General features: G+C 34.9%; 12 protein-coding genes. 11 read left to right on the top strand and 1 reads right to left on the bottom strand.

Translation table 11 applies throughout. The annotated features are described in order from the left end of the window. Positions 1-13: 13 nt before the first annotated feature. From V7124_RS03575 to V7124_RS03585, 3 genes are all read left to right on the top strand, one after another. Positions 14-904, top strand: coding sequence for a LysR family transcriptional regulator (locus tag V7124_RS03575; protein WP_335408490.1), 891 nt, complete (start codon positions 14-16; stop codon positions 902-904). 199 nt (positions 905-1,103) lie between these two features. Beyond that, positions 1,104-1,778, top strand: a complete 675-nt coding sequence (locus V7124_RS03580) for a uracil-DNA glycosylase (protein WP_335408489.1) — start codon at positions 1,104-1,106, stop codon at positions 1,776-1,778. 161 nt (positions 1,779-1,939) lie between these two features. Continuing rightward, positions 1,940-3,004 carry a DmpA family aminopeptidase gene (locus V7124_RS03585; protein WP_335486052.1) on the top strand — a complete coding sequence of 355 codons (1,065 nt, stop codon included), beginning with the start codon at positions 1,940-1,942 and terminating at the stop codon, positions 3,002-3,004. A gap of 336 nt (positions 3,005-3,340) precedes the next feature. Here V7124_RS03585 and V7124_RS03590 read toward each other — a convergent pair whose 3' ends face one another. Continuing rightward, positions 3,341-4,591, bottom strand: coding sequence for an ATP-binding protein (locus V7124_RS03590; protein WP_335486055.1), 1,251 nt, complete (start codon positions 4,589-4,591; stop codon positions 3,341-3,343). Positions 4,592-5,995: 1,404 nt separating this feature from the next. On the opposite strand from V7124_RS03590, the gene V7124_RS03595 reads away from it, so the two are divergent. The 8 genes from V7124_RS03595 (at position 5,996) to V7124_RS03630 (ending at position 16,110) form a co-directional block, all read left to right on the top strand. Further along, positions 5,996-7,489, top strand: a complete 1,494-nt coding sequence (locus V7124_RS03595) for a spore germination protein (protein ID WP_335486058.1) — start codon at positions 5,996-5,998, stop codon at positions 7,487-7,489. Then, positions 7,443-8,570: a GerAB/ArcD/ProY family transporter gene (locus V7124_RS03600; RefSeq protein ID WP_335486061.1), complete on the top strand. Its 1,128-nt coding sequence runs from the start codon at positions 7,443-7,445 to the stop codon at positions 8,568-8,570. Before V7124_RS03595 ends, V7124_RS03600 begins: the two co-directional genes overlap by 47 nt. Further along, positions 8,567-9,691, top strand: coding sequence for a Ger(x)C family spore germination protein (locus V7124_RS03605; RefSeq protein ID WP_335408478.1), 1,125 nt, complete (start codon positions 8,567-8,569; stop codon positions 9,689-9,691). The genes V7124_RS03600 and V7124_RS03605 overlap by 4 nt, the downstream gene beginning before the upstream one ends. Positions 9,692-10,336: 645 nt before the next feature. Next, a complete protein-coding gene (locus tag V7124_RS03610) occupies positions 10,337-10,819 on the top strand; it encodes a hypothetical protein (protein WP_335486064.1) in 483 nt (160 codons plus the stop codon). Positions 10,820-10,848: 29 nt separating this feature from the next. Beyond that, positions 10,849-11,436, top strand: coding sequence for a signal peptidase I SipW (gene sipW, locus V7124_RS03615; protein ID WP_335408475.1), 588 nt, complete (start codon positions 10,849-10,851; stop codon positions 11,434-11,436). A gap of 52 nt (positions 11,437-11,488) precedes the next feature. Then, entirely contained in the window at positions 11,489-12,049 is a 561-nt protein-coding gene (locus V7124_RS03620; protein WP_335408474.1) for a TasA family protein, read from the top strand. Positions 12,050-12,405: 356 nt separating this feature from the next. Next, positions 12,406-13,077 (top strand): uracil-DNA glycosylase, encoded by a 672-nt coding sequence (locus V7124_RS03625; RefSeq protein ID WP_335486067.1) that lies wholly within the window; start codon positions 12,406-12,408, stop codon positions 13,075-13,077. 129 nt (positions 13,078-13,206) lie between these two features. Further along, complete coding sequence (locus tag V7124_RS03630; protein ID WP_335486081.1) at positions 13,207-16,110, top strand: DEAD/DEAH box helicase; 2,904 nt, start codon at positions 13,207-13,209, stop codon at positions 16,108-16,110. Positions 16,111-16,114 lie beyond the last annotated feature (4 nt).

Raw genomic sequence — 16,114 nt, forward strand, 5'->3', positions numbered from 1 at the left:
AAGGGGTGATTATGTGGTAAGTAAATTAGATTTATATAAAGTATTTTGTATGGTGGGGAAAAGTGGAAGTTTTTCTAAGACAGCAAAAGATCTTTACATGACACAACCAGCAGTTAGTCAAGCGATTATGCAATTAGAAAGAGAATTAGACACACGTCTTTTTAATAGAACACCTAAAGGGGTATCTTTAACAAACGAGGGTAGTCTTATGTTTGAATATGTTAATTCGGCGATTAATTTGATTGATGCTGGGGAAGAAAAGATATTAGAATTTAAAAATTTAACGGCAGGGGAATTAAAGATAGGTGTCGGTGATACGATTTCTAGATATTTTTTGCTTCCTTATTTAGAAGATTTTCATAATAAATATCCGAATATTAAATTTAAAATTGAAAATGGTACAACATTAGAAATCTGTGCATTATTAAAATCAGGCGAGGTTGATATTACAATTTGTAATTTTCCGATTGATGATCCTACATTAGAACAAAGACCATGTATTGATATTCATGATACTTTTGTTTGCGGGGAAAAATTCAAGAAAATAGTATCTAAACCCTTAAGCCTTCATGAATTAGTAAAACTGCCACTAATCTTTCTTGAACCAAAATCAAATTCAAGAAAGTATGTAGAGGATTATATATTATCTAGAGGTATAAAGATGTCGCCTGAATTTGAATTAGGCTCACATGATTTATTATTAGAATTTGCTAAAATAAATTTAGGGATAGCATGTGTGACGAAAGAATTTTCACAAGAGTATTTAAATAAAGGATTATTGTATGAAGTACAACTTATAGATGAAATACCCAAAAGAAATATAGGCGTATGTTATTTAAAAAGTGTTCCACTGTCACCATCTTCAACAAAATTTGTAGAGATCATAGAAAAAAGGATGGCATGAAAAACAGCTTCTTCAATAAGAAAGTGGAGATTCCGATTGATTAGAAAGTTGTTGAAATACCATTAGAAATAAAAAAACTCTTTTACTAGCGAACAGTACCTGGCACTGTTCGCGTTATTATGGCGCAAAGTGTTTCTAACTCCCCTTTTTATACTTATAATTATATTAATTTACAATCTAGAAAAGAGTGTGAAAGAGTATGGCAATTTTAAAAAATGATTGGGCGCCTTTGTTGGAAGAGGAGTTTGAGAAAACGTATTATCTGCAGTTAAGGAATAAACTAGTGGAGGAATACCAAACAAAGGTCATTTATCCGGATCAACATGATATTTTTAATGCGCTCCACTACACATCCTATAAAGATACGAAAGTAGTAATTATTGGTCAGGATCCTTATCATGGTCCCGGACAAGCCCACGGTTTAAGTTTCTCTGTTAAACCGGGTGTGAAAATCCCTCCATCATTACGCAGTATTTATAAGGAGCTTCAGGATGACATTGGTTGCTCAATTCCTAATCATGGATACCTAGTGGATTGGGCCAAACAGGGAGTATTGATGCTAAATGCGGTACTGACGGTTCAGGCTGGAAATGCAAACTCCCATAAAGGTCTCGGTTGGGAGTTGTTTACTAATAGAGTGATAGAAGTATTAAATCAAAGGGAGAAACCAGTCATATTTATCCTTTGGGGCAATTTTGCACAGCAGAAACAACAATTGATAACCTCATCCCATCACTTCATCATTAAATCTCCTCACCCTAGCCCATTGTCTGCTCATAATGGCTTCTTTGGCAGCCGGCCGTTTTCCAAAGCTAATAGGTTTTTGAGGGAGATAGGGAACAAGGAGATTGATTGGCTAATTAATAATCTATAGGTAAGGTATTGCTTAAAAAATGAACCTATACCTTAGTTTTGCTGTGTAATCAGAACGAGTATGTCAGGGCTGATTGACTGGTCCTTTTTTCTATTTTTTATGGTCGAAGATTCAAACTAATAGGATATATAGCAAATTAACTACTAAAAAGGAGATATACAATGATCGGTCAAAAAAGAATACGAGATTACGGAGTCAAAATAGGGCGTCTGGAGCCAGGGAGTCTTAATGCGATTACAGATGTAGAAGGGGTGACAGTCGGACATGTAACACTTAGCCATAATAATATGCAAACAGGAGTCACAGCGATTTTGCCACACCAAGGAAATATCTTTAAGGAGAAACTGATTGCCTCAAGCCATGTTATTAACGGATTCGGAAAAACGATGGGAACGATTCAAATGGCAGAGTTAGGCACGTTGGAAACACCCATTCTCCTAACCAATACGTTAAATATTGGTACAGCTGCAGATGCGTTAATTGACTACATGTTAGCCCGAAACCCTGAAATCGGCCGAACTACTGGAACCGTTAATCCCATCGTTGGTGAATGCAATGATATGTTTTTGAATGATGTAAGAGAAAAGTTCGTGAAAGGTGAGCATATTCTTCAAGCATTGGAAAATACTTCATCTGAATTTAAAGAAGGAACGGTTGGTGCAGGTACAGGAATGCTCTGCTACTCCCTCAAAGGGGGGATCGGCACTGCCTCTCGAATCATGGAAATGGACCATGGGAAGTACACAATGGGTGTTTTGGTATTATCCAATTTTGGGATTTTAAGTGACCTTAGGGTAAACGGTAAGGCAGTCGGCCAAGAATTGAAGGAAGCAATTATCCAGTCTTATAAGGAAGAGGATAAAGGGTCCATCATGGTTATCGTTTCCACCGATCTACCAGTATCAGAAAGACAACTAAACAGAATAATAAAAAGGTCAGTAACAGGATTATCTAGAACGGGCTCTATCATTACAAATGGAAGCGGCGAGGTCATTATCGGTTTTTCTACAGCTACAAAGATCCCACATGAAAAACCGGAACACTGTCTATTAGTGCCTCTAATTCACGAAGAAGACATGGATTTGGCATTTAGAGCCGTAGGAGAAGCAACGGAAGAAGCGGTATTAAATTCTTTAGTTACCGCCGAGGAAGTAGTTGGCCGAGATGGAAATAAAAGACCAGCATTTAAAGATTTAATCGAAGAGTTTAATATTTCAGTAATATAGATAAATAGAAACTTCGTGTATTATCAATTGCCATAACTGGAGGTGGGTTCTCTTATATCATTGTTTATATGTTGGTTTTGGGGATACTGGTCGTAACTCAAACCTTTCCATATGGGAAGATACCTGCAAAAACTTTGTGAAGTAAGTCTTATGCAATTCACTACACAGAAAAGAAAAACCTTGGCTATAGTATAAGAAAAACCTTAGCCAAGGTAGTTTGATGTATTAGCCATAATAGACAATTTAAAACATACTAGAGAGAACAAGTTTCAATACATCTCAAGGGTCCTCGTTCAATCGTAAAATATGAAGTTTCCTTTTATCTCTATAAGTTTATTAATTTTCCGTAGTTATAGGGAGGGTAAGAATCACTTTTGTTCCTATATATTTGGTACTCTTAACCTCTATATTGCCGCCCAAATTCTCAATAATTCTGTAAACTACCATCATTCCAAGTCCTGTCCCAAGTGAGGAATTCGAATAGAACGGCATACCTAAATTTTTTAGTTGTTCATCCTCTATACCTATCCCGTCATCTTCTATTAAAATTTGGCAAGTAGTTTCAGTAACTTCACAATAAATTTCAATGAATGTGCTTTTGGTTTCAATACTATTGTTGAAAATATTGACAACAGCATGAATAAACTGCTCAAGGTTACCAGGAATGGTGCAGGAAGGTATATTGTAGGCTTTTATTTGAGTGTTAGTATTAGATATAACCGGTCTTAACAACTCGATTGAATTGGAAATGGCACAATTTAATTCAAATTTATCATTCTTTTCAGTATATGGTTTGGCAAATGTTAGGTAATCAGTTACTACCTTATCCACATTGTCAATCTCATCAAGCGCTAATTGAAGAAAGTATTCCTTCTTTTCCTGGAGGAGGTCTGGATCATCCTTCAACAACTGTAGTACTCCCCTTGAAGTTGTTAATGGGTTTTTAATTTCATGATTTACAGCGGCTGCCAACTGGCTTAAAACCTCTATTTTTTCTGACTGGATTAATTTCCTTCTCATTAAATAATTCCTGTGAATCATTTCAAACATACAAGATACCAAGATTATTCCAAAGCAATTGAATAAAATGTACTCAATCCACATTCCCAGGTGGAACAAATCCTCTTGGAAATAGGAATTTGCTATGAGAAATATAAATGAAAAAACGATATTTACAGCTACTCCCAGGAGCAATTTTTGTTTTGAAGAGATCCGGAAATATAATGGCGATAAATATACAGCTAAAAAGAACAGTAAGATTAAAATGGATATAGATATAAATTCACCGGTACCTCCCTGAATCAACCTTATTACTATTCCTAAAATAGTAAGGATTAGACCAGTTAAGGGGCCACCATATAATATACCAAACCAAAAAGGGATCCGGCGTAAATCATAATGTATCCCTACAACTTCATAAAAAGAAAAAGACATACATATTGTCATTACTATGCTTGAAGTGATTAAAATTGAGTGTTTATGGGGGTAGCGACTATTGGGATTACTTTCTCTCCAAATTTGATGAATGATAATCCCTAAAAGAATAACTAACAGATTTATTAAGAGATTTACTGTTACACTTACCAAACTAAGGACTCCTTAAAAATATATTTTCTTGTGAAAAATTAAGTGGTGAACTTTTGAAAAGGGGTTCGATAGTACACATTTTTCCTTTTTGATATTTAAGTGATGGATTAGTTTACAGACTTTTAGCCACTTTTATTGAATTCGGAATTAAATGGTAGGTTCCCCTCATTTAGTGAATCTACCTAGTATAGCATTCCTATTATACAGTAATTGAACGAATATTGAATATATTATTTGATGCACTCTATTCTTGGCAGTTACTAGAAAGTAGTGGATTAAAACTCAATACTAATAACTTCATTAGCAGCACACCATTTTGATGTACGTTGTCTGCTAGCCATAAAATTAGAAATTCGTTGTTCCCAGTTGGTTCTAAGTTCAGATTTACTCATAGCAAAACCTCCATTGATCTTTAGGAGATTATCGCATAGAAAAAAACGCCAAACCATGTGGGAATAGTTTGACGCTTACTTTAGAAACAGTAATATTCAAAATAAATTGGCAGGCTGTACGGTAAGCCGGGTAATTGGGTAAGCTAGATTTTTTAAAAATGGGGGATTTAGAGAACAGTGCCTAGTCGCATCTTTATTGGCATAAATTGTTTCTACATCTCTTTTTTTAGACTTATAATTAAAAGTTTCTTGAATAAGCCATAATCATATCGATTTAAAAGGAAATGGAAAACCAGTAAAACCTTAGTTAGTGATAGTGCAGTGAACAGTATCATAAGTAAATGAGGTTTTTTAAGAATAAAAAAAGAGCTGCCAAAGCAGCTCAGTGAGGTTAAGTCTTTGGTTTTAATCGACAAGATTTCCACTTTGAAGTCTATTTCGTTCGTGGGGTTATCCTCGATATACCTCATTGCATCATTCATGCTCCTAAGCAAATCATTATATGACCCCCTTTCAACAATAGAATAACAGGAGTTGAAAGTATCCGACCGAAATACTGGCGGATAGAAGACTCATAATTATATGTCTAGGCGTGCCAATACATTATGAGGAGAACCGTCTTTTTAAAGGTAAATGTAATTAATGTTATTTTTCCATTTTTAATATAGGTGCTATTCAAAGGAATAGCGCCTTTTTTAGTTGCAAAAATAATTATTTTTCTAGAAAAAATGTACTTTTTAATCCGTTAGTTGGGAAAGAGATTCACCACAGGTCATAACACTACAATAGGAGTTTTTTTGGTTTAGTAATTTATTTATCAACAAAAATTCGAAGGATTTTTCTCTTTATATCACTTACATATTTTTGTATTACATATTATTACAGTCGTGCAACCTAGTGGGATTGCCCCCTTATAATTTAAAGAACTAAAGTTTTTGGTGTGTTGGGTATAGGATTGCGTTTTTGTCAAAGGATAAATAGGTAGGAATCTCTAATAAAGGGTTGAGCTGCAATGTTTAAGAAGCCATTTTTTAGAAGTGGGCATAAAGAGAAGAGTAGTCAGCAACATTTTGAGGTGGAGGGTCAACGGCTTTCGTCAGACGTGCAGGTGAATATTCAGTCGATTATCCAAAGTTTTGTTAATACGGGTGACCTAGGGCAAAGAAAAATTGACCATGTAGGGACACTCATGTATTTAGATTCCCTAGTTGACCAAGATAAAATTGAAAAAAGTGTGATTAAAGGATTGACTCTATCTGATCATTTCCTTTCTGACTCGCAAACGGTTGATAATCTCGATGATGTGATTACGAAATTGCTAAATGGCTTTTCGATTCTTCTAAGGGATGATTTTCAAAAGGCTTATTTTTTTAATACGGGCGGATTTACAAGCCGGGCCGTCCAGGAGCCTTCAAGCGAGCATATTATTAGGGGTTCGCATGAGGGATTTATTGAGAATTTATCGACGAATATACAATTAGTTCGAAGACTAGTAAAAAATGAAAAGCTCGTCGTTAAGTATATGGAATTTGGAGAAAGATCGAACTCCAAAGTGGCTATCATTTATATCGACGATTTGATAAATAATGAAATCCTTGTGGAGTTGGAATATCGACTGTCATACTCCAAAGTGGGATATATCCAATCCCCAGGTTACCTGCTTGAGTTCATTGAAGACGAGTCTTTTTCACCGTTTCCGCAAATGCTGAGCACAGAGAGGCCGGATCGGGTGGCGGCCAATTTAATGGAGGGGAGATTTGCATTGATCTCTGAAGGAAGTCCGATTGCTTTAGTGGCGCCAATTAACTTCTTCGCTTTTTTTCAATCACCTGATGATTATAACAGCCGCTTTTATATTGGCTCTTTCCTAACGTTGGTTCGCTTGATGAGTTTATACATTGCGATGGTATTGCCAGCTTTGTACATTGCTGTTGTATCCTTCCATTATGAGGTCGTACCGTATGAATTTATGCTGACATTAAAAGGAACGCTGGAATATGTTCCGATTCCTCCGATTGTCGAAGCAATCGGGATGGCGATTATTTTAGAACTGCTGTCTGAAGCGGCCACTCGGCTTCCAAGTCCGATTGCCCAGACGATTGGGGTGGTCGGAGGGTTAGTCATTGGTTCCGCCATCGTTGAAGCCAATTTAGTTTCCAATTCAATGGTTATCGTGATTGCCTTAACAGCGATTGCTTCCTATACGATACCTGTAAGCGAAATGAGCACAACGATTCGATTATTAGGTTTTCCGGCTAGCATGGCTGCTTCCTTATTCGGTTTTATTGGCATTGCCTTTTACGTCACGCTTTTACTGATTCATCTATGTAAATTAGAGTCATTTGGGCAACCGTATTTTTCACCCATTGCTCCTTTGAAATTAGAAGAAAACAAGGATACGTTTTTTCGATTTCCGATATGGACGATGAAAAATCGGCCAAGTACCACTGAAGTGAAGGATGTCAGAAAGATGGGCAACCCACGAGGCTGGAAAAAACATGAATGAAAAATCCATCACACTTAATCAATTGTTTTTTGTCATTGTTCAGGCGCAAATCGGAATCTCCTTACTAAGCATCCCATTTAAGGCACATAAATACGCGAAGGGTAATGCTTGGATTTCAGTAATCATTGCCGGATTGATTGTTCAAATTTTCGTTTTAATCATTTGGATGTTAATGAAGCGGCATAAAGGAAAAACAATTTTAGAGATATCGCAAACAGTGTTAGGAAAATATATCGGCAATCTAGTTAATTTCTCCTATTTACTATATGGAGTCTTGGTGATGAGTAACGTCGTCATTTTATACGCTGATATTATTGAACGTTGGATTTTAGAAACGACACCAAAAACAGTCATGATCTTTTTAATAATCGCAACTGGGATTCACCTAGGAAAACAAAATTTAAGGGTAATTGCTCGGTTTTTTACGATTGTTAATGTGCTTGTATTTCTATTGTTCGTACTGTCATTCTTTGCCTTTTCAAACAATTTAAGCTTTACTAATCTTTTGCCTATTAGTCAATCAAGTTTCACTGATATGTTTAAAGGTTCCACCCAAGTAACTTCTGCGCTACTAGGCTTTGAAATCTTATTATTTATTTTTCCGTTTGTCTTGGGGCAAGAAAAGCAAATGTTAAAAAAAATGACATCGGCCATTGCGACCGTGGTAATCATCTATCTCTATTTTGCCGTCCTCACACTTGCAACTTTCAGTCAGAAAGAAATTGCCATTGTTCCGGAACCTGTTTTATATATGCTGAAGGGATTGAATTTTCGTGTTGTGGAACGCATTGATATGATTTTTTTATCTTATTGGATCATTCCAATGACGACCTCGTTTGTGGTCTATTTATACATTGCTAGTTCTGCTGCGGGTAAGATGTTTCATAAAGGAAAAAGAAAATATCCAGTCTGGTATTTATCGATTCTAGTTTTCGGAATAGCTTACTTTTTTTCAGACGCAATCCAGATTCAAACGTTTAATCATTATACCGCGGTAATTAGTTTAATTTTTATCTTTGGGATTCCGCTTTTTCTTTTGCTACTGTCGATTATTTTTAAAAATAGGGGCATCCGCGCATGAAAAAAACAACCATATTACTAATAATATGCCTTCTGATTTTAACAGGATGTTGGGATCAGGATCAGTTGAAGGATACACGTTTAGCAGTTGGGGTTGGATATGACGACTATGGCAATGGCGAGTTATATCAAACGACCGATATTCGTGTTCCGAAACTTGATTCTAGCGCAACGGGTAGACCAGCTGTTACATCGGTGATTATGCATTCGACTGGTGCCACGCCGCGACAATCAAGGATGAATTTAGAAAAGGAAGTGGCGGGGAACTATGCGCCTAATAAGGTTTTGGTGTATATCCTTGGTGAAGAGCTTGCTAAAAAGGACATTTACCCTATATTTGACGTCCTATATCGTTACCCAAGAAACTCTTTATCGGCAAAAATTGTCGTTGCAAACGGACGGGCTGAAGATCTCCTATCCTTAAAAGTCGTCGAGGAAAAGCTAGTTAGTGACGCGTTATTAAAGATTATTGAAAGCGCTGAGAATGACACTTTTATTCCGCGAGTATCCATCCAGTCCGTTTGTCCGATCATTTTTAACGAGGGGCAAGACTTCGGCTTACCAAAGATTGGAAAGTCGGATAATGACGCACTTAAGATCACTGGATTGGCCTTGTTCAACGGCAAGAAATATACCGGAATCGATCTGGGAGAAGATGAGGCCAGTATCTTATTAATCTTGAACAATGAAGAAAGCAAAATGGCACGTTTTAATTTAAAAGTAAATCCAGAGGAAAAGAGAAAAATTCTGCAATACGTTACTGTCCATGCCTTTCCCAAAAAGCATGATTTGAAAATCAAGTTGTCCAACAATCAACAAATAAGTGCAGAAGTAAAGATTAAACTTAAAGTACATGTGGCCGCGTACCCGAAAGACAATTTATCAAGCAAAAAAGAGCTTCAAACATTGACGAAAAAAATTAACGAAGAATTAACCAGAAAAGCAGAGCACGTCATCAGTGAAACCCAAAGAGCCAACTGTGACTACCTAGGAATCGGAAAACGAGTCCAAGCATACTACCCAAAGACTTGGGCAAAACTCGATTGGAACCAAACCTATCCAACCATAAAAATAACACCCAAAATCCAAACCCAAATCATCGAAACCGGCATCATCAAATAGCTTCGCACTTTAGCGCTTTAAATCTAGTGGGGTAATTCCCACTGGCGTTGCGCGTATGAGAATATATTATTATACTTTAAGGAATATGCCTATACCGCCCAGTAATATTTTTCTTCTAAAAACAACAGATTCTAGACATTCCTCTTATGATTGAACCCAGTGTGATAATAGGAAGAAAATCTCATTTAGATACATCGCTGTGGTAGCAAATCTTACAGAAGAGAGATCCTATGAGTTAGTCGCAAATTATATGAAATGATTGTTCATGCATATTCGAATGGAGAAATATCGGGACTAGCTGAAATATAGAATGCCCGTAGCGAACAGTGCCGTGCCAGGTACTGTTCGCTTTTTTATACATATTCTATCTATTATATTGAACGATTTGTTCTTAATAAAAAAGATATTTTGAGGAAACAAGAGATAATTCGATAAAGAGAACGAAAAGTGTTCTTTATTGGGGAAAAATACGTGTTTTTACGACTTTTTATTTAAGTTGATATGTTCTATACTTTAATCGAATGTTCCGTATAAAGAACAAAATACTCCAGAGTGTTCACTGTATTGAATGTTTAAGGAGGGATTACCATTATTTTTACTAGATTAAAGGAATTTAAAAGAATATATAAAATCCAATTTTTTATCTTGAATATTGGAATCGTATGGATCTTATTAATAATCACCTCATTAAATGTCCCTATAACAACCACAAGAGCACTTTTTACAAGTCAAACAAAAATTAAGACTACCATTTCAATAGGGAGCCAGTTTGATAATAGTTCATTATCCTTTATCAGTACTGGTAGAGAGAAAAATGAAATATTTGCGTATATCCAGAATGAGGGAACAGGGGATATGGGAGTAGACTCAAAATACTACATTTACTACAGTCCTAATGGCAATCCTGTGAGTCCTCAAGGTGGAACTGGTGATCTAGTATATCAGGGAATAATTCCTAAAATGGTAGCCAGTGCTGAACCAGTCAAACTCACATTTACTCCAACTATGAAAGGTTTTTATATGTTTATGGCTTTCCAAAATCACGAAAAACCTATAGGAGAAGAATTAATAATAGAAGGAACACCAGTGATTGTTAGTAAAAAAATAAATGTTAATCAATTAAAGTAGAAGTCCAAAAATTCAGGGTAGGTGAAGATATGAAAAAGTTTAAAAAATGGATAGGTAGAATTTCTTCAGTAATCATCTATGGGGTATTAATTTGCATGATAATCACTGTAATTTCCACAAAAATAAATGGTGGAACGCCAAAGGTCTTTGGCTATGAGATTATGACTGTTTTATCTGGATCGATGGAGCCAAGTATTAAGACTGGTTCAATCATAGCTGTAAAAACAATTCCAAATACCGCAAAGCTTCAAAAAGGCGATGTGATTACTTTCAAAGCAACAGATAATCCCAATACATTAATTACTCATAGAATTATCGAAATTGAAAATGTAAGTGAGTCTGTCCAGTTTATTACAAAGGGTGATAACAACGACACTAAAGATCGCACCCCTGTAAGTAATCAGAATATCGTTGGAGTTTATAGTGGATTCACGCTACCCTTTGTCGGACAGTTATTTGCTTTTATCCAATCTAACACAGGTGCAATTTATCTACTTATCATACCTGGGATATTAATGATACTTTGGTCAGTAATTCGCTTCTGGAGAGAAATCTCAAAAATAAACCAAAAAAGCCAAATCCAACTGGTTGACTCTCCTAAAAAGGAGTTCACATAAATCAATTATCTTTAACTTTACTAGGTAAATGAAAAAAAGGGAGGCTAGGAAGATGAGTTTAAAAAGAAAAATGGGAGCATTCTTACTTACATCAGCGATGGGTGCATCACTTATTGGTGCGGGAACATTTGCATTGTGGACTGGCGAGGCACCGTTTGAAGGGAGTAATTTTAAACCAGGAAAATTAGAAATTAATTCTGTAGACGGAGGAGCGGCTTTTAAAAATGCAATCCACCTGGAAAATTTAGCACCTGGAGATTCTGAAACCGTTAAAGTTCAAGTCAAAAATGATGGAAATTTGAATGCTTGGATCGCGTTTGATCAGGAACAATCCAATGAAAGTATCCAGGGTGATTTATTTACAGCGTTTGAAGGCAATAATACACCACTAACAATTACCTATGATAATGCTGTGAAATTATTAAAACCAGGTGAGACTGCAACATTAGATTTAACCTATACATTCCCAAGGAATGCCCCTAATCATTTTCAGCGGGCAACATATGGCTACATTGATGTTTTTGTAAAAGCGGTCCAATCACGTAATAATGGTGATAAAAATGATAATGGTGTAATAGATCCTGGCGATGGAGTCCAAAACTGGAACGATTAATAATATTTAGTAAAGAGGTGTTGATCTAAATAATCAACACTTTTTTTTATTGGATTGATCTCAAAGGTAATAGTAATCATGAAATAACATTTATTATATTTCAATTTTTTAAACTTTTAAGTAGGTTTATTGATAGAATGGTGTGTCATAATTAATCACATATGTAATGGTGATTATTTGTGTGAATTGAGCTAAAACCGGTTTTATATTTGCAAGATTTTCTTGTCAACACTATTCACCAAAATATGGTCAGCAAGTATCTCATTGATTTCTCAATAACGCAAAGTGTTTCTAACTCTCCCTTTTTAAACTTATAATTAAAATAAAGTACAACTTAGAAATGAGTGTGAAAGAGTATGGCAATTTTAAAAAATGATTGGGCGTCTTTATTGGAAGAAGAATTTCAGAAACCTTATTATCAACAATTAAGAAAAAAATTACTGGAAGAATATCAAACAAAGGTCATTTATCCGGATCAGCATGATATTTTTAATGCGCTCCACTACACATCCTATAAAGATACGAAAGTAGTAATTATTGGTCAGGATCCCTATCATGGTCCCGGACAAGCCCATGGTTTAAGTTTCTCGGTTAAACCGGGAGTGAAAATCCCACCATCCTTACGCAATATTTATAAGGAGCTTCAGGATGATATGGGCTGCTCAATTCCGAATCATGGTTACCTTGTGAAATGGGCCAAACAGGGGGTATTAATGCTAAACGCGGTACTGACTGTTCAAGCTGGAAATGCAAACTCACATAAAGGCCTCGGTTGGGAGCTGTTTACTAATAGAGTCATAGAGATATTGAATCAGAGGGAGACACCAGTCATATTCATCCTGTGGGGTAATTTCGCGCAGCAAAAACAACAATTAATTACCGCATCCCATCACTTTATTATTAAATCTCCTCACCCAAGCCCACTTTCAGGATATCATGGCTTTTTCGGCAGCCGGCCATTTTCCAAAGCCAATGGGTTTTTGAGGGAGATTGGGAGTGGGGAGATTGATTGGCAAATAAATAATTAATAGGTAATAAAGTATCAATACTTAGAGATAGTAAGTTGAGAAGAAAATTTTAAAAATTAATAATTCATTTGCACTTCAAAACACTGAGCATTACAATGATATTAAAAATTGGTAATGAATGGTGATCATATGGGTAGTTTTATTCAGAATTTAGAAGCTTCTTTACATAAGGGATTTATTGATCAAAAACATAGTAAATCCGGAAGTTATAGACCCAAGCTATTAGTAAATAATACAAAACAAAATGAAAACGTTCTAACTTCATTATTAGAAGAACTAGAAGTAAGTGAATCGTTTTTATTTTCAGTCGCATTTATTACTGAAAGTGGGCTTGCAACTCTTAAATCTCATTTTCTCGATCTTAAACGAAAAGGAATTAATGGTCGAATATTAACATCAACCTTCTTGAGTTTCAATCAACCTAAAGTTTTCAGAGAGCTATTGAAAATAAAAAATGTTGATGTGAGATTAACTAGTTTAGAAGGATTTCACTCAAAAGGTTATATTTTTTGCCATAAAACACATTATTCATTGATTGTTGGAAGCTCTAACTTAACTGCTCATGCTCTGAAAGTAAACTATGAATGGAATGTCAAACTAACATCACATGAAAACGGAGAGTTAGTACATCATTTTAAAAATCAGTTTGAGGATGTTTGGAAAGATGCAGTACCATTGTCTGAAGACTGGATTGAACAGTACGAAAAAACATATAAACCTGTTATAAACAGGAAAATGATTGACCAAGTCATTGATTTTCCCACAAAATATTCTACAAATTCTATTGAAAATGCTATTAAAATTGTTCCTAATAAAATGCAACAAGCAGCCTTGCAACAAATACAAGCTGTACGGGATGCTGGGGAACAAAAAGGTTTAATTATTTCAGCAACAGGAACGGGTAAAACATATCTTTCGGCATTTGATGTAAGACGTTTTGCGCCTAAACGGATGTTATTCATAGTTCATCGAGAACAAATATTAAAAAAGGCAAAAGCGGATTTTAAAAATATCCTTGGTGGCATTGAAAAAGAGTTTGGAATATTATCAGGTTCTACTAAGCAAAATGGTGCAAAATATTTATTTGCAACTATCCAAACACTATCACAAGATGAAAGCTTACATCAATTTGATCCTGAGGCATTTGACTATATCTTAATAGATGAGGTTCATAAAGCAGGTGCCCAATCTTATCATAAAGTTATTGAATATTTTAAACCGAAATTCTTTATGGGAATGACTGCAACACCTGAACGAACAGATGACTTTAATATTTTTGAATTATTTGATTACAACATTGCATATGAAATTAGACTACAAGAAGCACTCGAGGAAGATATGCTATGTCCATTTCACTACTTTGGGGTTACCGATCTTGAATATGATGGTCAGTTAATAGATGATACCGCCATACTTTCAAAACTGGTTACCGAGGAACGAGTAAATCATATTCTTGAAAAGATTCATTACTATGGTTTTTCAGGGGAAAAAGTAAAAGGACTTATGTTCTGTAGTAGAAAAGATGAAGCATTAAAATTATCAAATGAATTAAATGAGAGAGGCTTACGGACAATTGCATTAACTGGGGATAATTCTCAAGAAGAAAGAGAACTCTGTGTAAATCAATTAGAGAATGGTGTTTTGGACTATATTTTAACTGTAGATATTTTTAATGAAGGAATTGATATTCCTAGTGTTAATCAAGTAGTAATGTTGAGGCAAACTCAATCAAGTATAATTTTTATCCAGCAACTTGGTAGAGGGCTGCGTAAACATGAATCTAAAGATTACGTTACGATAATAGATTTTATTGGCAATTATAAAAATAACTATTTAATTCCCATAGCTCTTTCAGGAGATAAATCTCAAAATAAGGACAATATTCGTCGACAAATAAAGGATACAAGCTATATAAAAGGGGTATCAACAGTTAATTTTGAAGAAGTAGCAAAAAAACAAATTTTTAATGCAATAAATAATAGTAACTTAACAGCACTTAAAGTTCTAAAAGAAGCTTTTTTTGATTTGAAAAATAGAATTGGAAGAGTCCCCTATTTATATGACTTTGTAACAAACCATTCCATCGATCCTGTAATAATACTTAGTAAGTATCCTAACTATTATCAATTTTTATTAAAAATGAGAGAAGAAGTTCCATCATTAACTCTATATGAAAATCAAGTTTTAACTATGCTCTCATTAGAAGTATTAGAAGGTAAGCGGAAGCAAGAAATAATATTGTTAGATTCACTCTTAGATAATGAAGAAGTAAAATATGATGATTTTATTAATCAATTAAATATTTCGAAATGTAGAACTGATGAGGCAACATTATCATCTGTATTAAGAATATTTGAATTGGAATTTTTCACTCAAAGTAATAAAGAGAAATACGGAAATAAACCGATAATTCTTTTAGAAGACAATTCATCTTTTAAATTCAATGAATCTGTTCAAGATAGTTTAAGGACTAATGAATATTTTAAATATTTGGTCGTGGATATTATAAGTTGTGCTAAAGAGAAAGCAAAAAAGTATCAGTGTGAGCAACCTCTTTCTTTATACGAAAAATACTCAAGAAAAGAAGCATGTAAATTTTTGAATTGGAATAGTGATGAAAGCTCCACTATTTATGGTTATAAGACTAAACATGGAACGTGTCCAATTTTTATAACATATCACAAGGATGAAGATGTTGAGTCAAGTGTAAATTATTCGGAAGAATTTATTAGTCAGGACATTCTAAAGTGGTCTACAAGAAGCAATAGAACATTAGAGTCACCAGAAGTTCAAACAATTATTGAGGCCAAGGAAAGAAATATTGACCTTCATATATTTGTTAAAAAAGATGATGATGAAGGAACTGACTTTTACTATTTAGGTAAGGCAACGCCTGATAAAAATAATATCAATCAAGCAATTATGAAGGTAGATAATGGGAGGGAGTTACCGGTTGTCCATATGAATTTAATTATGGAAAATCCTGTTGAAAATAAGCTTTATCATTATTTAAAAAATGGCACAATTGAATAATAAA

Origin of the sequence: Neobacillus niacini (assembly GCF_036961885.1) — a bacterium.
Classification (GTDB): domain Bacteria; phylum Bacillota; class Bacilli; order Bacillales; family Cytobacillaceae; genus Neobacillus; species Neobacillus niacini_H.